Raw genomic sequence first — 18251 nt, 5'->3', positions numbered from 1 at the left:
CTCGTCCGCCGAGGACTGAGAACCAAAAGTAAAAACCGAAAGCGACACGCGTTTTCATGACCCAGCGAATGTAGCACAAGCAGCGTGACGGGCCGATGACGGGCACGGGCCGGGCGGTTACATACCGTCGCTTACTCACAAATTAATAGCTGGAAGCGCTTGACAGTCGACGGCTTCAGGGCAAATTCATTAAAAATGCAACTCAACCCGTTCCACCGACGGTGAGGCCGTCCAGCCGCAGCGTCGGCTGCCCCACGCCCACCGGCACACTCTGCCCTTCCTTGCCGCACACGCCCACGCCGGAATCGAGCCGCATGTCGTTGCCGATCATCGTGATGCGCTTGAGCGACTCGGGGCCGCTGCCCACGATGGTCGCACCCTTCACCGGGTACTGGATCTTGCCGTTCTCGACCCAGAAGGCCTCGCTGGCAGAGAACACGAACTTGCCGCTGGTGATGTCGACTTGGCCGCCGCCGAAGTTGGTGGCGTACAGACCTTTCTTGATGCTGGCCACGATTTCACGCGGGTCCGTGTCGCCGCCGAGCATGTAGGTATTGGTCATGCGCGGCATCGGAATGTGCGCATAGCTCTCGCGCCGGGCATTGCCGGTGGGCTTCACTCTCATCAAGCGCGCGTTCATCGCGTCCTGGATGTAGCCCTTCAGGATGCCGTCCTCGATCAATACGTTGCGCTGCGTGGCGTGACCTTCGTCGTCCACGTTGAGGCTGCCGCGCCGATCAGGAATCGTTCCGTCATCCAGCACGGTGACACCCTTGGCCGCCACGCGCTGGCCGATGCGGCCACTGAACGCGCTCGACCCCTTCCGGTTGAAATCACCCTCCAGGCCGTGACCAACCGCCTCATGCAACAGCACGCCCGGCCAGCCCGGACCGAGCACCACGGTCATCTCACCGGCAGGTGCAGGCCTGGATTCAAGGTTGGTGAGCGCAGCGGTCACCGCCTCGTCCACATAGCTCTTGACCAGCGCGTCGTCGAAATACGATAGGCCGAACCGCCCTCCACCGCCGAATGAACCAACTTCGCGCCGACCATTCTGTTCGGCGATCACGGTCACGGAGAGTCGGACCAACGGACGCACATCGGCTGCCAAGCTTCCATCGAGACGCGCGACCAACACCACATCGTACTCACTGGCCAAGCCGGCCATCACCTGGACAATCCGTGGGTCCACGGCCCGCGCCATCTGCTCGACCCTTTCAAGCAAGGTGACCTTGGCTGTGCTATCGAGAGATCCAATCGGATCAAGCGAGTCATAAAGCCTGCGACTTTTGGCCACAGTCCGACGTGGAAGCTTGATTCGGTCACTGCGGGCCGCCGTCGAGATGGCACGCACGGTGTGCGCCGCATCGTTGAGGGAGGCGGCCGAGATGTCATCGGCGTACGCAAATGCGGTTTTTTCGCCCGTTACCGCGCGCACGCCCACACCTTGGTCAATCGAAAAGCTGCCGGTCTTGACAATGCCCTCTTCCAGGCTCCAGCCTTCTGCGCGCGTGTACTGAAAGTAGAGATCCGCGTCATCGATCTGACGCTGTCCGATGATGCCCAGCGTCTTGCCTAAATCCACCTCGGTCAACCCAAATGGCGCCAATAGCAAATCATTAGCCGTCGCCAAACGCTCAATCGTGCTGCTTCTGGAAATCATGGCTGGATTGTAGGATGTGCGTGGATTCTTTGCGGTTGGCGCGCGACTTCTGCCCCCTCCGCCGACACCCAAAACGTTGCCCAAAGAAAACGCCCAGTCATTTCTGACTGGGCGTTTCTCGCTGTAATAGCCTGACAATGTCCTACTTTCACACGGGAATCCGCACTATCATCGGCGCTAAGGCGTTTCACTGTCCTGTTCGGGATGGGAAGGAGTGGTACCACCTCGCTATGGTCATCAGGCATAACTTGTTGCCATCCAGCCGCACCGCAGTGCTTGGCTGGACGACCAATTCATAGAGCAAATCAGCTTATCTTGAATGCGTCACTTGGCATAACAACCTTGATCGTCGATCAAAGTTATAGGGTCAAGCCGCACGAGCAATTAGTACTGGTTAGCTTAATGCATTACTGCACTTCCACACCCAGCCTATCAACGTCCTGGTCTAGAACGACTCTTTAGGGGCTCAAGGCCCCGGCAGATCTCATCTTGAAACGAGTTTCCCGCTTAGATGCTTTCAGCGGTTATCTCTTCCGCACTTAGCTACCCTGCGATGCCACGGGCGTGACAACAGGTACACCAGAGGTGCGTCCACTCCGGTCCTCTCGTACTAGGAGCAGGCTTTCTCAAATCTGCAGCGCCCACGGAAGATAGGGACCAAACTGTCTCACGACGTTTTGAACCCAGCTCACGTACCTCTTTAAATGGCGAACAGCCATACCCTTGGGACCGGCTACAGCCCCAGGATGAGATGAGCCGACATCGAGGTGCCAAACACCGCCGTCGATATGAACTCTTGGGCGGTATCAGCCTGTTATCCCCAGAGTACCTTTTATCCGTTGAGCGATGGCCCTTCCATACAGAACCACCGGATCACTATGTCCTGCTTTCGCATCTGCTCGACTTGTCAGTCTCGCAGTTAAGCACGCTTATGCCATTGCACTATCGTCACGATGTCCGACCGTAACTAGCGTACCTTCGAACTCCTCCGTTACACTTTGGGAGGAGACCGCCCCAGTCAAACTGCCTACCATGCACTGTCCCCGACCCAGATAATGGGCCTAGGTTAGAACCTCAAACACACCAGGGTGGTATTTCAACGTTGGCTCCATGCGATCTAGCGACCGCACTTCAAAGCCTCCCACCTATCCTACACAGATCTGTTCAAAGTCCAATACAAAGCTACAGTAAAGGTTCATGGGGTCTTTCCGTCTTTCCGCGGGGAGATTGCATCATCACAAACATTTCAACTTCGCTGAGTCTCTGGAGGAGACAGTGTGGCCATCGTTACGCCATTCGTGCAGGTCGGAACTTACCCGACAAGGAATTTCGCTACCTTAGGACCGTTATAGTTACGGCCGCCGTTTACTGGGACTTCGATCAAGAGCTTGCACCCCATCAATTAATCTTCCAGCACCGGGCAGGCGTCACACCCTATACGTCCACTTTCGTGTTTGCAGAGTGCTGTGTTTTTGATAAACAGTCGCAGCCACCTATTTGTTGCAACCCTTTCATGCTCAGATGTTCTCATCACATTACCGGGGCACACCTTCTCCCGAAGTTACGGTGTCAATTTGCCGAGTTCCTTCTCCAGAGTTCTCTCAAGCGCCTTAGAATACTCATCTCGCGCACCAGTGTCGGTTTGCGGTACGGTCGTGTGCAGCTGAAGCTTAGTGGCTTTTCCTGGGACCCCGTTCAGTCACTTCGCGAGCAAGCTCGCTCGATCGACAGCCTCGGTATATGACAGGCGGATTTTCCTACCTGTCGCCTACATCTGCCTAAACCAGAATCCAATAACTGGATGACCTATTAGGATCCGTCCCCACATCGCACTACACATCGGTACAGGAATATTGACCTGTTTCCCATCAGCTACGCATCTCTGCCTCGCCTTAGGGGCCGACTCACTCTACGCCGATGAACGTTGCGTAGAAAACCTTGCGCTTACGGCGAGCGGGCTTTTCACCCGCTTTAACGCTACTCATGTCAGCATTCGCACTTCTGATACCTCCAGCATCCCTCTCGAGACACCTTCACAGGCTTACAGAACGCTCTCCTACCACTCACAGTAAACTGTGAATCCGCAGCTTCGGTAACTGGCTTAGCCCCGTTACATCTTCCGCGCAGGACGACTCGATCAGTGAGCTATTACGCTTTCTTTAAATGATGGCTGCTTCTAAGCCAACATCCTGACTGTTTTAGCCTTCCCACTTCGTTTCCCACTTAGCCAATTTTAGGGACCTTAGCTGGCGGTCTGGGTTGTTTCCTCTTGTGTCCGGACGTTAGCACCCGGTGCACTGTCTCCCAAGCTGTACTCTTCGGTATTCGGAGTTTGCCTTGGTTTGGTAAGTCGCCATGACCCCTAGCCAAAACAGTGCTCTACCCCGAAGGCAATACTTGAGGCACTACCTAAATAGTTTTCGGAGAGAACCAGCTATTTCCAGGTTTGTTTAGCCTTTCACCCCTATCCACAGCTCATCCGCTAATTTTGCAACATTAGTCGGTTCGGACCTCCAGTACCTGTTACGGCACCTTCATCCTGGCCATGGATAGATCACCTGGTTTCGGGTCTACACCCAGCGACTGAGCGCCCTATTCGGACTCGATTTCTCTTCGGCTTCCCTATTCGGTTAACCTTGCCACTGAATGTAAGTCGCTGACCCATTATACAAAGGTACGCCGTCACCCCGAAGGGCTCCGACTTTTGTAAGCATGCGGTTTCAGGATCTATTTCACTCCCTCCCGGGGTTCTTTTCGCCTTTCCCTCACGGTACTAGTTCACTATCGGTCGATGATGAGTATTTAGCCTTGGAGGATGGTCCCCCATGTTCAGACAGGATTACACGTGTCCCGCCCTACTTTTCTCTAGCCTAGTACCACACGTCTGTTTTCGCATACAGGGCTATCACCTGCTATGGCCTACTTTTCCAAGTCGTTTTGCTAACAGTCGTGCTATCACTAGAAGGCTGCTCCGATTTCGCTCGCCACTACTTTCGGAATCTCGGTTGATGTCTTTTCCTCGAGCTACTGAGATGTTTCAGTTCACCCGGTTCGCCTCCTGCAGCTATGTATTCACTGCAGGATACCTTACGGTGGGTTTCCCCATTCGGAAATCTCCGGATCAAAGCTTATTTGCCAGCTCCCCGAAGCTTATCGCAGGCTATCACGTCCTTCATCGCCTATCATCGCCAAGGCATCCACCACATGCTCTTAGTCACTTGACCCTATAACTTTGACGCCTCTCACGAGGGCAAAAGCAATCAAGGACTTGCCAGGTCTTTCACCTGGCGCGTTATGCCGTAATTGAGCTCGAAAGCTCCAATTACTATGAATATCAACTTACGTTGAATTCATGGTGACGCAATCAAAAATTGTTGCCGACGGCACGGTGAGCCATGACGCTCTTTCCGTCGACAACGCTGATTCGACTCTATGAATTGTTAAAGAACAGCCGTGAGTCTTTCGACTCGTTATTGGCAATGCCAATATCAAAACACCAAACTGATGCTTTGATATGGACAAATGGTGGAGGATGACGGGATCGAACCGACGACCCCCTGCTTGCAAAGCAGGTGCTCTCCCAGCTGAGCTAATCCCCCAGATGAATGTTGCGGTGGGGATGGTGGGTCTGGTTGGTCTCGAACCAACGACCCCCGCCTTATCAAGACGGTGCTCTAACCAACTGAGCTACAGACCCAAGTCGGTCGCTTGCGAGCCGTGCTAGCCCAGACCGCTGGCGACACCTTCCAACAACCGATAAGTGTGGACGTTTGAATTGAATTGCTGTTTTCCAGAAAGGAGGTGATCCAGCCGCACCTTCCGATACGGCTACCTTGTTACGACTTCACCCCAGTCACGAACCCTGCCGTGGTGATCGCCCTCCTTACGGTTAGGCTAACCACTTCTGGCAGAACCCGCTCCCATGGTGTGACGGGCGGTGTGTACAAGACCCGGGAACGTATTCACCGCGACATTCTGATCCGCGATTACTAGCGATTCCGACTTCACGCAGTCGAGTTGCAGACTGCGATCCGGACTACGACTGGCTTTGTGGGATTAGCTCCCCTCGCGGGTTGGCAACCCTCTGTACCAGCCATTGTATGACGTGTGTAGCCCCACCTATAAGGGCCATGAGGACTTGACGTCATCCCCACCTTCCTCCGGTTTGTCACCGGCAGTCCCATTAGAGTGCCCTTTCGTAGCAACTAATGGCAAGGGTTGCGCTCGTTGCGGGACTTAACCCAACATCTCACGACACGAGCTGACGACAGCCATGCAGCACCTGTGTTACGGCTCCCTTTCGGGCACCAAGCCATCTCTGGCAAGTTCCGTACATGTCAAAGGTGGGTAAGGTTTTTCGCGTTGCATCGAATTAAACCACATCATCCACCGCTTGTGCGGGTCCCCGTCAATTCCTTTGAGTTTAGCCTTGCGGCCGTACTCCCCAGGCGGTCAACTTCACGCGTTAGCTTCGTTACTGAGAAAATGAATTCCCAACAACCAGTTGACATCGTTTAGGGCGTGGACTACCAGGGTATCTAATCCTGTTTGCTCCCCACGCTTTCGTGCATGAGCGTCAGTGCAGGCCCAGGGGATTGCCTTCGCCATCGGTGTTCCTCCGCATATCTACGCATTTCACTGCTACACGCGGAATTCCATCCCCTCTGCCGCACTCCAGCCTTGCAGTCACAAAGGCAGTTCCCAGGTTGAGCCCGGGGATTTCACCTCTGTCTTACAAAACCGCCTGCGCACGCTTTACGCCCAGTAATTCCGATTAACGCTTGCACCCTACGTATTACCGCGGCTGCTGGCACGTAGTTAGCCGGTGCTTATTCTTACGGTACCGTCATGGACTCCAGGTATTAGCCGGAGCTTTTTCGTTCCGTACAAAAGCAGTTTACAACCCGAGGGCCTTCATCCTGCACGCGGAATGGCTGGATCAGGCTTTCGCCCATTGTCCAAAATTCCCCACTGCTGCCTCCCGTAGGAGTCTGGGCCGTGTCTCAGTCCCAGTGTGGCTGATCATCCTCTCAGACCAGCTACAGATCGCAGGCTTGGTAAGCCTTTACCTCACCAACTACCTAATCTGCCATCGGCCGCTCCAGACGCGCGAGGTCTTGCGATCCCCGCTTTCATCCTCAGATCGTATGCGGTATTAGCCACTCTTTCGAGTAGTTATCCCCCACGTCTGGGCACGTTCCGATGTATTACTCACCCGTTCGCCGCTCGCCGCCAGGTTGCCCCGCGCTGCCGCTCGACTTGCATGTGTAAAGCATTCCGCCAGCGTTCAATCTGAGCCAGGATCAAACTCTACAGTTCGATCTTGAAATTTATACTCTTCCGAGTTAACTCATTTAAACGGAATTGAAGTGAACTTCACTTCTGTTCTCATGAGCGTTTGATAGTCTGAAAGACTTTGGCAATTCGCCATCAAACGCCCACGCTTATCGGCTGTATGTTTTTAAAGAACCGCCGCAAAGCTTGTTGCTCTTGCGTCGAATCAGTTGCGATCAACTGAGCCTTGAATTATGACATGGTTTTTAAAGACCTGTCAAACTTTAGGGTTTTTACCGATTTCGCTTGGCGTCGCCTTGCGTTATCTTTTCGACCCGCCCAGCTGTTTGCTGGAAAGCCTTGCAGTATCGCACATTTCTGATTGACCTGTCAACGCTTAGGTCTTTGCCTTTTTGCGCACATCCTCCAGCGGGAGAATGCAGCACCCTTCGGCACCCTGCGACATCGAGCTTCTGGCTTGCCTTCAGCTCTCTGCCGCTCCGCTGATTGCTGCACAAGGCAGTGATCAGCGAAGCCCTAGACTATAGCATCCTTTTCACCGGCTCCGCAAGTGCCGCAAAAATTTTGCTGTGGTGTCGTCTTCTGATGGCGCGCAGTGACTGACAGCATCCGCGGCCTGTGCCCTCGCGGAGTTCTTCCCTCAATTGACCATGGCTCTTATCTCTCTGCTCAACGCGCAACTGGCCTTCGGTCATGTGCCCTTGCTTGACCATGCCGATTTCGCGCTCGAGGGCAGCGAGCGTGTTGGCCTCATAGGTCGGAATGGCGCCGGCAAGTCGTCGCTGCTGCGCATCCTGGGCGCGCTGGAGCGCGCCGACGACGGCGAGCTTCAATTCCAGCAGGGCTTGCGCGTGGCCTATGTGGCACAGGAACCCGTACTGGCCGAGGACGCCACCGTGTTCGATGCCGTTGCCGAAGCGCTGGCACCGCTGCGAGCGCTGATCGACGCCTATTCAGCTGGCGGTGACGATCTGGATGGGTTGCAGGCGCAGATCGAAGCGCAGGAGGGCTGGACCTGGCAACAGCGCGTGGAAGAGACGCTGCAGCGCCTGCGGCTGTCTCCCGCGGATCGGATCGGTGCGCTGTCCGGTGGCACGCGCAAGCGGGTTGCGCTGGCCCAGGCGCTGGTGGCCAAGCCGGATGTGCTGCTGCTGGACGAACCGACCAACCACCTGGACCTGGATGCGATCCGCTGGCTTGAGGAGTTGCTGCTGGCGTTCAAGGGCAGCGTGGTGGTGATCACGCACGATCGCGCCTTCCTCGATGCGGTGGCGATGCGCATCGTCGAGCTGGACCGGGGCAAGCTGCTCTCGTATCCGGGCAACTTCGCCGCCTATCAGGTGCAGAAGGAAGAACAGATGGCCCAGGAGGCCGCCATCAACGCCCGCGCCGACAAGCTGCTGGCTCAGGAGGAGGTCTGGATCCGCAAAGGGGTGGAAGCGCGCCGCACCCGAGCGCAAGGCCGCGTCAACCGGCTCGAAGCCTTGCGGGCCGCGCGTGCGGTGCGGCGCGAGGCCGTGGGCCGCGTGCGCCTCGACGTGGACGCGCGCACGGGCGGCTACCAGGGCAAGCTGGTGGCCGAGTTGCAGGACGTGAGCCTGTCGTTTGGCGACAAGTGCATCGTCGACAAGCTGAACACCACCATCCTGCGCGGCGACAAGATCGGCCTGATCGGGCCCAATGGCGCCGGCAAAACCACGCTGCTGAAGCTGATCCTGGGCGCGCTGGAGCCGGACAGCGGCCACATCCAGCGCGGCGCCAACCTGCAGGTGGCCTATTTCGACCAGATGCGCGCGGCACTGGATCTGGACGCCACGCTGGAAGACTTCATCAGCCCCGGCAGCGAATGGATCGAGATCGGCAGCCGGCGCCAGCACGTCAAGAGCTATCTCGGCGACTTCCTGTTCAGCCCGGCGCGCGCCGCATCGCCAGTGCGCAGCCTGTCAGGCGGCGAGCGCAACCGCCTGCTGCTGGCCCGGCTGTTCGCCCGGCCTGCCAACGTGCTGGTGCTCGACGAGCCGACCAACGACCTCGACATCGACACGCTGGAGCTGCTGGAAGAGCTGCTGCAAGGCTACGAGGGCACGGTGTTCCTGGTCAGTCACGACCGCGCCTTTCTGGACAACGTGGTGACCAGCACGCTGGTGTGGGAAGGCCCCGGCCAGTGGCGCGAATACGAGGGCGGCGTGCAGGACTGGCTGGCGCAAAGTGCCCGCTGGCAGGCACAGCAGGCGCCGGAAGCCGGCGCACAAGTGCCGGCCACTGACAAGAATTTGGATAAAAACGAGCCGAATCGCTCGTCCGACGGGCGCGAGCAGCTACAAAAAGAAGCTTTCGTACAAGGAGCAGCGCGAACTGGAGGCCTTGCCCGGCCACATCGAGGCGCTGGAAGCCGAGCAAGCCGGCATTCGCGCCGCCCTGGCCGATGGCACGCTCTATCAGAGCAACCTGCAAGAAGCCATCGCCTTGCAGGCGCGCGATGCGGCCATCGACGACGAACTCACCGCGGCGCTGGAGCGCTGGGAAACGCTCGGCGCCGTCTGATCGCACCGCCGCCCGGGCGGCGTGCCATCATGCGGCCTGCGCCGGCGCGCCGGCAAACCAGAGGAAGACCCATGATTCAAACCCTTGCTCCGTGGCTCGTTCTGGCCGTCGCGCTGGCGGGATTGGCGGCCTGGTGGTGGAGCCGCCAGGCCCGCTCGGCCGCCTCGCCGGCGCTGGGCGCGAACGACCGCTTCGGCGCCGTGGCCGCCATTTCGCCGGTGCAGTGGGACATGCTGAGCTACCTGAACCAGGCCTTTCCCGGCCGCCCGGTGCTGTTTCGTGCCGGCCTGTCCCAGCTGGTGGCCGTGCGCCAGGCGCAGAACCGCGCGGCGGCGCAGCAGCGGCTGGCGCAGCACATCGTCGACTACGTGGTGTGCAACCGCGACGGCAAGGCAGTCTACGCCTTCGAGCTGGACGCCGCGCACGAAGACGAGGACGAGGCGGCGCTCGACGCCACCGAGAAGCACCGCGTGCTCAAGACCGCCGGCATTCGCCTGATCCGGCTCAAGCGCTCGCGCCGGCACATGCCGCCGCCCGATGAGTTCCGCCGGCGCCTGCGCTCGGCCGAGATCGACCCCACCGCCACCGAGGCGCCGCCGACGCCGCCGGCAGACGCACCCGACACGATGCCGGTGCCTTCGATCAGGCGCGACCAGCGCGCCGTGCCGCCGGACACCGAGCCCATGAGCCTGACCGGCCTGATGGATCTGCCGCCAGCCCCCGACGAGGAAGATCCGTGGGGCTCGCCGCGGCGGCGCTGACGGCTGTCAACACGCAAGCGCCGTGAACATGAGGCTCAGCGCTTCTTCTGCGGCCGCGCCCAGTTGGCGATGCTCACCTGCTTGCCGCGCGCCACGCTCAGCGCGCCCGGCGGCGTGCTCTTGGTGATGGTGCTGCCGCCGCCCACCGTGCCGCCGGCGCCAATGGTCACGGGCGCCACCAGCACGCAGTTGCTGCCCACGTGCACGTCGGCCTCCAGCACGGTGCGGTGCTTGTTGGCGCCGTCGTAATTGGCGGTGATGCTGCCGGCGCCGTAGTTCACGCGCTCGCCCACGGTGGCGTCGCCCAGGTAGGCCAGGTGGTTGGCCTTGGCGCCGGCGGCCAGCGTGCTGTTCTTCACCTCGACGAAGTTGCCGATGTGCACCTCGGCGCCCAGCTGCGCGCCGGGGCGCAGACGCGCGAAGGGGCCGACCAGCGCTCCGGGGCCGACGACCGCGCCATCCTTGCCGCCGTCGATGTGGGTGAAGGGGTGAATCACCGCGCCGGCCTCGACGCGCGCATTGGCGATCACGCAATGCGCGCCGATGCGCACGTTGTCGGCCAGCGTCACCGTGCCTTCGAAGATGCAGCCGACGTCGATCTCCACGTCCTGCCCGCATTGCAGATCGCCGCGCACGTCGAAGCGCGCCGGGTCCAGCAGGCGCACGCCGGCCTCCATCAGGCGCTGTGCCGTGCGGCGCTGCACCTCGCGTTCCAGCTCGGCCAGCTGCACCGGGCTGTTCACACCGGCCACCTCCGCCTCGTCGTCGATCTTCAGCGCCAGCACAGGCGTGCCGCCCGCCACGGCGTGCTTCACGACGTCGGTCAGGTAGAACTCCTGCTGCGCGTTGTCGTCGGTCAGCAGCGCCAGATAGCGCTTCAGCAGGCGCGTGGGCGCGGCCATCACCCCGCTGTACCACTCGGTGATGGCGCGCTGGTCGGGCGTGGCGTCCTTGGCCTCGACGATGGCGCGCACCGGCACGTCGCCATCGGGCTCGGCCGCGCCGCGCACGATGCGACCGTAGGCGCCGGCGTCGCGGCCCGTGTCCACCGTCAGCAGCGCAATCTGGTCGTCGCCGCACAGCGCGATCAGGCGCTGCATGGTCTCGGTGCGCACCAGCGGCACGTCGCCGTTCAGGATCAGTGTCAGGCCGTCGTCGGGCAGCATGGGCACCGCCTGCTGCACCGCGTGGCCGGTGCCCAGCTGCGGCTCCTGGCGCACCGGGCGCAGCTGGAGTTCAGTGCTTTTTCGGCCTGCAGCGCCCGTCCAGTCTGCGCAGAACGCTTCAACTTCCGCAGCACCATGACCGGTGATCACCACCGCCGAGCGCGCCCGCAGCGCCGCGGCGCTGTCCAGCACATGCCCCAGCAGTGGCCGGCCGGCCAGACGGTGCAGCACCTTGGGCCGCTGGCTTTTCATGCGCGTGCCCTTGCCCGCGGCCATGATGACGACGTCGATTGCGCTCATCGGTGGGTTCCGTTGCGTGGTGGATATGGGCGCCAATTATCGGAGCCCGCTGCACCCCGTCGCCCAACCAGCAGAGCGGCCCGTCAGAGCAGGGGCACACGCCGCAGTGGCCGCGTGTAGTAGTCGGCCAGTCGCTCCAGCGCCTGCGGCTCGATCAGGCGCAGGCGGCCGGCGCGGATTTCGTGCAGGGCCAGGCGCTCCAGCTTGCGCAGCGTCTTGTTGGTGTGTACCAGCGACAGGCCCAGCGCGTCGGCGATGTGCTGCTGCGTCAGCGGAAAGTCGATGCCGCCGTCGTCGCCGGTCAGGCCCACGCGCTCGGCGCGGCGCCACAGGTGGATCAGCAGCATGGCGATGCGCTCGGCGGCGCTGCGGCGGCCCACGGTGACGAGGTTCTCGTCCACCAGCTGCTCCTCGCTGGCGCACAGCCAGGTCAGGTCGTAGCCCAGCTGCGGCTGCTGCTGGAACAGCGCCCACAGCCGGTCCTGCGGAAACACGCACAGCTGCACATCGGTCAGCGCCTCGACGCCGTGCGTGGCCTCGTCGATGAACTCGGCCTGCAGCCCGATCAGGTCGCCCGGCAGCAGAAAGTTGAGGATCTGCCGCCGCCCGTCGGCCAGGCTCTTGTGGCGAAAGGCCCAGCCCGAATACAGCGTGAACAGCCTGGCCGACGCCCGATGCTCGGGCACCACCGCCTGGCCGGCGCGCACCCGCGTGATGTCGGCGCGGAAGGATTCGATGCAGGCCAGCTGCTCGGGCGTGACGGACGTGAAGCCCGGCTGGCGGCGCAGCACGCAGTCGGCACAGTGCTTCGGCGGGACGGGCGAAGGGGTGGTGTTCATGGCCTTCGCGCTTCTATCACACGGCTTGCAGGCCACCATGCCGCGCGGCATAGCCACGCGCGCGCCGCGGTCAGGTGCTGCTTGCCAGGCCCTGGTCGAGCAGGCGGATCACCTCTTCGGCAAAGGCCGCGTAGCTCATCGCGCCGCCGGGGCGCAGCCAGGTGAAGGTCCAGTTGATCATGCCGAACAGCGTCATGGTGATGGCCGTCTGGTTGCGCGCATCCAGCCGCTCGGGGTAGGCGCGGCGCAGAAAGCGCGTAACGGCCGAGACCACGTCGCGCTGGCGGTCCAGGATCAGCTCGCGCGGCTCCTCGCCCAGGAACTGCGTGGCGCCCAGCAGCGCGGCATGGCGCGTGGCCGAGGTTTCGTACTCGCGCAGAAAGGCGCGGATCAGCTCGTGCAGCGCGGCGCGCTCGTCCAGCGACTGGCGCTGCGCCTTGGCCTCGACCTGGGCGACGATGAGCAGCAGCTTCTGCGTGTAGCGGTCGAGCAGGTCGAACAGGATCGCTTCCTTGCTCTCGTAATAGTGGTAGAGCCGCGCCTTCGACGTGCCGCAGGCGGCGGCGATGTCGTTCATGCTGGTGGCGGGGTAGCTGCGCTGCGCGAAGCACGCCGCCGCGACGTTCAGGATTTCGTCGCGCCGCAAGTCGTGCGAGGCGGAGATGGGACGGGCCATGGCGGGATTATGGGTGGCGGCCTGGTTTATGAATCAAATTGGCCTCCAGCGCTTATGCAGCAAGCGCTGCCAGCTATGATTTTCATACCTACCCAAAGCCAGGCTCAACGGGCGGCCGCGGCTTCATCCATCCAGCCTTGCACCGCCTGCGCACGCGCCTTGGCCACGGCCTGGCCGATGGCCGCGCCCTGCGCGCCGTGCGCCATGGCCGCCTGCGCCACGCTGGCGGTCTGCACGCCCTGCGCCGCGGCCAGCGCCGCCAGCAGGCGCGGGCGCTGCGGGTAGGCGTCGTCCTCCATGCCCAAGCGGCCGCGCGCGTCGCATTCGCAGGCCAGCAGCACGTCGGCAAAGCGCGCCGGCTTGCGGAAGGCGTCGCAGCGCTCCAGCAGGCGCACCAGGGCGGCGGCGTTCAGATCGGCGCTGCGGTGGATGTTGCCGTGCTCGCGCGCCACCACCTCGGCCAGTTCGGTGCACTCGGTGGGCACGCGCAGGCGCTCGGCCACGGCACGCAGCAGCCTGGCGCTGCGCGCCTCGTGACCGATGTGGCGCGGCAGCACGTCGGCGGGCGTGGTGCCCTTGCCCAGGTCGTGCATCAGGCAGGCCCAGCGCACGGGCAGCGGCGCCCGCAGGCGCGCGGCCTGCTGCAGCACCATCATCACGTGCACGCCGGTGTCGACCTCGGGGTGGTATTCGGGGCGCTGCGGCACGCCCCACAGGCGGTCCAGCTCGGGCAGCACCACGCGCAGCGCGCCGCAATCGCGCAACACGTCGAACAGGCGCGCGGGGTGGTCTTCCATCAGGCCGCGCGCCAACTCCTGCCACACGCGCTCGGGCACCAGGTGGTCGGCTTCGCCTTCTTGCACCATCTCGCGCAGCAGCGCCATGGTTTCGGGTGCGATGGCGAAGTCGTGAAAGCGCGCCGCAAAGCGCGCCAGCCGCAGAATGCGCACCGGGTCTTCGCGGAAGGCCGCCGTCACATGGCGCAGCACCTTGGCCCGCAGGTCGCGCCGGCCGTTGAAGGGGTCGATGAATTCAGGGTCTTTTTGCCTTCAGCGCCCGTCCAGTCTGCGCGGGCAGCTATGGCATTGATAGTCAAGTCGCGCCGTGCCAGGTCGTCCTCGATGGTCACGTCGGGGCTGGTGAACACGGTGAAGCCCTTGTAGCCGCGCCCGCTCTTGCGCTCGGTGCGCGCCAGCGCGTATTCCTCGCGCGTGTCGGGGTGCAGGAACACCGGAAAGTCCTTGCCCACCGGCAGATAGCCCTGCGCCACCATCTGCTCCGGCGTGGCGCCCACCACCACCCAGTCGTGGTCCTGCACCGGCAGGCCCAGCAAGCGGTCGCGCACCGCGCCGCCGACCATGTAGATCTGCATCGCTCAGCGCTCCGCCAGCGCCAGCCTGGCGGCCAGCCCCACGAACACCAGCGCCGCCGCGCGGTTGAGCCCGCGCTGCGCCCGCGCCGAACGCGCCAGCCGCGCGCGCAGCGCATCGGCGGCCAGCACCACGGCGCCGAACACCAGCGTGGCCGCCAGGATGAACAACGCGCCGAACCACACGATCTGCCCCGCCACCGGCCCCTGCCCCGGCTGCACGAACTGCGGCAGCAGCGCCAGGAAGAACAGCACCACCTTGGGATTGGTCAGGTTCATCACCACGCCGCGCGCCATCAGGCGCGGCCAGGGCGGCGGGTGGGTGGGCGCGCCGGCGTCGCTGGCCACCAGCATAGGCGGCGCGCGCCAGGCACCCCAGGCCAGGTACAGCAGGTACGCGGCGCCCAGCAGCTTGAGCACGGTGAACGCCGTGGCAGAGGTGGCGAACACCGCCGCCAGGCCCAGCGCCACGGCCAGCGTGTGCACCATCACGCCCAGCATCAGCCCCGCCACCACCGCAAAGCCGGCACGCCGCCCGCCGGTGGCGGACTGCACCAGCACGAACAGGTTGTCCGGCCCCGGCGACAGCGCCAGCAGCAGGGCAACGGTGAAGAAGGCGAGCGAGGCTTGCAGAGTGGGCATGGCGAAGGCGGAAGGCAGCGAAGGCCAAAATTTTCAGCACGCCATTGTCGCCGGCAGGCGGCCGCCGGAGCGCCAGTGCAGGCGCGGCCCGTGCGCCAAACGCCCTGACATGAAAAAGGGGCCACGCCCCTTGCTTCAAAAGCCGCTTCAGCGGCTGCGCAGCGGCTCGGGGGCCTTGGCTCACCCGGCGCCGCGGCCGCGCTCAGTGGCGGCGTGGCCGTGCCGGGCCGCGCGGGGCGCTGCGCTCAAGATGGCGGAAGGTGATGCGGCCCTTGTTCAGGTCGTAGGGCGACATCTCCAGCGTGACCTTGTCGCCCGCCAGGATGCGGATGCGGTGCTTGCGCATCTTGCCGCCGGTGTAGGCCACCAGCTGGTGGCCGTTGTCCAGGGTGATGCGGTAGCGCGAATCGGGCAGCATCTCGTCGACGGTGCCACGCATCTCGATCAAATCTTCCTTGGCCATGGATCTCCTTTGTCAAAAAGTGAATGGGTTCAGCCGAACGCCCGCGGGTTGGCGAGCCACGCACGCGCCTGCGCAACCGCGTAGCGCAGGGCGCTGTCGCGGCTGGCGAACTGGCGCGCGAAGGTGTAGACGCGGTCGTGCGTCTGCATGCCGCTGCCCCGGCGGATGGACAGGCAGGCAGTGAAGCCCCGTCGGCCGCCACGCGGCTCCACGGGGTGAAACGAAACTTGCCGCTGGCAAACGCAGCGGCCACTGAAATGGACATGGATAAAAACAACCGGAAACGGGCGGGTAAGGCCCAAAGCGCGCGCCCAGGTCAGCCCTTGCAGGCCGGACACGCATGAAAGCCGCCGCCGGGGCACCAGGCCCGACGGGAATAAGTGCGCCAATTGAAAAAGCGTGACCACCAAAATGCCTCGGTCAGCGAGGGGTGGTGCGGGTGCGCGGTGTCTTGGGGCCACCGCAGACCTTCGTCAAACTTCGTTGTAGCGCAGCACAGCGAACGTCTACAAGCCCACACAGTCTACTCGGTATCGCTCCGCCTTGCAGCGCGGTCACACCAAAGGCCTCTTGCCAAGGCTGAAGCCCGCGCGCCCTGATCAGAGGATGTTCATCAAATTGATAGCTGCCTGCGCCCGCCAATCGGTGGTTTTAGAGCTATTTCTATTGAAACCCACGCCAAACAAGCGCAAGCCACTATCAAAACCATACCGACGCCGCGCCCGCAACGCTGCGCGCGATCACCGTGCGGCGGACAGCCGATACGGCTCTTCGAAGTCGCGAAAGTCCTGTTCGGCCAGCGCGGCGTCGACCCAGGCCTTCACGCCCGGCAGCGCGCACAGGTGCTCCATGTAGGCGGCCACGTCGGGCGGCACGGGCAGCGCGTAGGTTTTCAGGCGCATCACCACCGGGGCATAGAACGCATCGGCCACCGAGAAGCGGCCGAACAGCAGCGGCCCGCCGTGCTCGGCCAGCAGTTGCTGCCACATGGCGATGAGCCGGTCGAGGTCGGCGCGCACGCCGGGCTTGTCGCGCAGCGCCAGTGCGCCCACGTCGGGCAGGTGCGCCTCGATGTTCATGGGGCAGGCGCCGCGCAGCGCGGCAAAGCCGCTGTGCATCTCGGCGCACACGCTGCGGGCGCGGGCGCGCTTGTCGGCCTCGCGCGGCCACAGGTGCAGCTCGGGAAACTGCTCGGCCAGGTACTCGGCGATGGCCAGCGTGTCCCACACCACCAGATCGCCATCCACCAGCACCGGCACCTTGCCGGTGGGGCTGACGCCGGCCAGCGCGGCCTTGAACCGCGAGCCGGCGTCGAACCCGTCGAAGCGCACCATCACTTCCTCGAACGGGATGCCGGCCTGCGTCATCAGCACCCAGGGGCGCATGGACCAGGACGAGTAGTTCTTGTTGCCGATGTAGAGCTTGAGCATGGGTTTCTCCTGTCTTGCGAGCGGCCATGCTAGCGTGGCCACACGCGCCGATTGATGCATTCGCGCGGGGCCATTGATGCGCCGGCGCACCCCGGCCCAGGGCCTGTCAACGCCCGGCCGAGCGCCGGTAGCGGTCGAGTTGCGCCTGCGGGCCAGCGCTGCCCAGCAGCAGCGGCCCCACGCCCGACAGCGGCGCGGGGTGATGCCCAGCGCCTCCAGCCCCGGCACCTGGCCGCTGGCCACGTTGTCGACGGCCATCGAGTCGAGGTTGTCGCGGCTCATCAGCGGCTGGCCGGGCAGCAGCTCCAGCGCCAGCGCCTGCAGGCGGCCCAGCGCGCCCGGCAGGCCGATCACGGGCCGGCCATCGCCGCCGCCCACGCCGGCCCACTGGCCCGCGGCCTTGACGATGTCGCGCAGCGTCCACACCTCGGGGCCGCAGCATTCATAGATCTGGCCGATGGTGTCGTCGCGCTGCAGGCAGGTGACGATGGCATGGGCCACGTCGCGCACCCACACGGGCTGAAAGCGCGCGTCGGCACGGGCCAGTGGCATGACCGGAAACACCTTCTGCAAACGGGCGAACAGGTTCAGAAAGCTGTCCTGCGCGCCGAACATGACGCTGGGCCGCAGCACCGTCAGCTGCAGCGAGCCGACCTGCGCCGCCTGGCCCAGAACGGCCTCGCCGCGCGCCTTGCTGCGCTGGTATTTCGACGGCCCGTCGGCCGCGGCACCCAGCGCGCTGATGTGCACCACGCGCCGCCCGCCGGCCTGCGCGCAGGCCTCGGCGATGCGCCGGGGCAGCTCCACGTGGGCGCGCTCGAACTGCTGCTCGCTGCCGTGCAGGATGCCGACCAGGTTGACCACGGCGTCGTGCTCGGCCACCAGGCGCGCCAGCGTGGGCGGGTCCATCACGTCGGCCACGGTGACGTGCACGCGCGGCTGGCTCCACATCGAGCGCGCGGCGGCCAGCCGGCGCGTGGGCACCGTGATGAGGGCGCCGGCGCGCTGCAGGCGCTCGACCACGTGGCGACCGACAAAGCCCGAACCGCCCAGCACCAGCACGCGTGAAGACATGGATGAACCCTCCAGAATATCAATGAAAT

The 18251-nt window shown here is 63.3% G+C and carries 9 protein-coding genes, 2 tRNA genes, 3 rRNA genes and 3 pseudogenes; 2 read left to right on the top strand and 15 right to left on the bottom strand.

Going from position 1 to position 18251, the window contains the following annotated elements:
- Positions 1–202: 202 nt before the first annotated feature.
- The 6 genes from tldD to H0I39_RS13095 all read right to left on the bottom strand — a co-directional run bounded on the left by tldD (position 203) and on the right by H0I39_RS13095 (position 6982).
- Positions 203–1663 (bottom strand): metalloprotease TldD, encoded by a 1461-nt coding sequence (gene tldD / locus H0I39_RS13120; protein ID WP_180550796.1) that lies wholly within the window; start codon positions 1661–1663, stop codon positions 203–205.
- Positions 1664–1792: 129 nt separating this feature from the next.
- A 5S ribosomal RNA gene (gene rrf, locus H0I39_RS13115) occupies positions 1793–1905 on the bottom strand.
- Between the two features lie 121 nt (positions 1906–2026).
- Positions 2027–4887: ribosomal RNA gene (locus H0I39_RS13110) — 23S ribosomal RNA — on the bottom strand.
- A 299-nt stretch (positions 4888–5186) separates the two neighbouring features.
- Positions 5187–5262 (bottom strand) — tRNA-Ala (locus H0I39_RS13105).
- A 21-nt stretch (positions 5263–5283) separates the two neighbouring features.
- A tRNA-Ile gene (locus tag H0I39_RS13100) sits at positions 5284–5360 on the bottom strand.
- A gap of 97 nt (positions 5361–5457) precedes the next feature.
- Positions 5458–6982, bottom strand: a 16S ribosomal RNA gene (locus H0I39_RS13095).
- The 16S, 23S and 5S rRNA genes sit together here with 2 tRNA genes alongside, the layout of an rRNA operon.
- A gap of 626 nt (positions 6983–7608) precedes the next feature.
- Between H0I39_RS13095 and H0I39_RS13090 the strand changes: the two are divergent.
- Positions 7609–9502: pseudogene (locus tag H0I39_RS13090) on the top strand (ATP-binding cassette domain-containing protein).
- Positions 9503–9531: 29 nt separating this feature from the next.
- Positions 9532–10263 (top strand): DUF2726 domain-containing protein, encoded by a 732-nt coding sequence (locus H0I39_RS13085; RefSeq protein ID WP_307776819.1) that lies wholly within the window; start codon positions 9532–9534, stop codon positions 10261–10263.
- Between the two features lie 35 nt (positions 10264–10298).
- Here the strand turns inward: H0I39_RS13085 and glmU are convergent, their stop codons facing one another.
- The 9 genes and pseudogenes from glmU to H0I39_RS23395 all read right to left on the bottom strand — a co-directional run.
- Positions 10299–11729 (bottom strand): bifunctional UDP-N-acetylglucosamine diphosphorylase/glucosamine-1-phosphate N-acetyltransferase GlmU, encoded by a 1431-nt coding sequence (glmU, locus tag H0I39_RS13080; protein ID WP_180550794.1) that lies wholly within the window; start codon positions 11727–11729, stop codon positions 10299–10301.
- An 83-nt stretch (positions 11730–11812) separates the two neighbouring features.
- Entirely contained in the window at positions 11813–12568 is a 756-nt protein-coding gene (locus tag H0I39_RS13075) for a Crp/Fnr family transcriptional regulator (RefSeq protein ID WP_180550793.1), read from the bottom strand.
- A 70-nt stretch (positions 12569–12638) separates the two neighbouring features.
- Positions 12639–13244 carry a TetR/AcrR family transcriptional regulator gene (locus H0I39_RS13070; RefSeq protein ID WP_180550792.1) on the bottom strand — a complete coding sequence of 202 codons (606 nt, stop codon included), beginning with the start codon at positions 13242–13244 and terminating at the stop codon, positions 12639–12641.
- Positions 13245–13348: 104 nt separating this feature from the next.
- Positions 13349–14616 (bottom strand): annotated as a pseudogene (locus H0I39_RS13065) (multifunctional CCA addition/repair protein).
- A gap of 3 nt (positions 14617–14619) precedes the next feature.
- On the bottom strand, positions 14620–15255 hold the full coding sequence (locus tag H0I39_RS13060) for a LysE family translocator (RefSeq protein ID WP_180550791.1): 636 nt from the start codon (positions 15253–15255) through the stop codon (positions 14620–14622).
- 202 nt (positions 15256–15457) lie between these two features.
- Complete coding sequence (infA, locus tag H0I39_RS13055) at positions 15458–15718, bottom strand: translation initiation factor IF-1 (RefSeq protein ID WP_180550790.1); 261 nt, start codon at positions 15716–15718, stop codon at positions 15458–15460.
- Between the two features lie 29 nt (positions 15719–15747).
- Positions 15748–15930, bottom strand: a complete 183-nt coding sequence (locus H0I39_RS13050; RefSeq protein WP_180550789.1) for a hypothetical protein — start codon at positions 15928–15930, stop codon at positions 15748–15750.
- Positions 15931–16458: 528 nt separating this feature from the next.
- A complete protein-coding gene (locus H0I39_RS13045) occupies positions 16459–17148 on the bottom strand; it encodes a glutathione S-transferase family protein (protein ID WP_180550788.1) in 690 nt (229 codons plus the stop codon).
- A gap of 492 nt (positions 17149–17640) precedes the next feature.
- Positions 17641–18222 (bottom strand): annotated as a pseudogene (locus tag H0I39_RS23395) (NAD-dependent epimerase/dehydratase family protein); the annotation flags it as partial.
- Between the last annotated feature and the right edge of the window lie 29 nt (positions 18223–18251).

Source organism: Ottowia beijingensis, from assembly GCF_013423955.1.
Lineage (GTDB): Bacteria > Pseudomonadota > Gammaproteobacteria > Burkholderiales > Burkholderiaceae_C > Ottowia > Ottowia beijingensis.
This window is presented reverse-complemented; position numbering and strand designations above follow the sequence as displayed.

Excerpts from the sequence above, each read along its gene's own strand:
- H0I39_RS13070 (WP_180550792.1), bottom strand. The coding sequence starts at position 13,244 with ATGGCCCGTCCCATCTCCGCCTCGCACGACTTGCGGCGCGACGAAATC.
- H0I39_RS13075 (WP_180550793.1), bottom strand. The coding sequence starts at position 12,568 with ATGAACACCACCCCTTCGCCCGTCCCGCCGAAGCACTGTGCCGACTGC.
- H0I39_RS13085 (WP_307776819.1), top strand. The coding sequence starts at position 9,532 with ATGCGGCCTGCGCCGGCGCGCCGGCAAACCAGAGGAAGACCCATGATT.
- H0I39_RS13060 (WP_180550791.1), bottom strand. The coding sequence starts at position 15,255 with ATGCCCACTCTGCAAGCCTCGCTCGCCTTCTTCACCGTTGCCCTGCTG.
- tldD (WP_180550796.1), bottom strand. The coding sequence starts at position 1,663 with ATGATTTCCAGAAGCAGCACGATTGAGCGTTTGGCGACGGCTAATGAT.
- H0I39_RS13045 (WP_180550788.1), bottom strand. The coding sequence starts at position 17,148 with ATGCTCAAGCTCTACATCGGCAACAAGAACTACTCGTCCTGGTCCATG.
- infA (WP_180550790.1), bottom strand. The coding sequence starts at position 15,718 with ATGGCCAAGGAAGATTTGATCGAGATGCGTGGCACCGTCGACGAGATG.
- glmU (WP_180550794.1), bottom strand. The coding sequence starts at position 11,729 with ATGAGCGCAATCGACGTCGTCATCATGGCCGCGGGCAAGGGCACGCGC.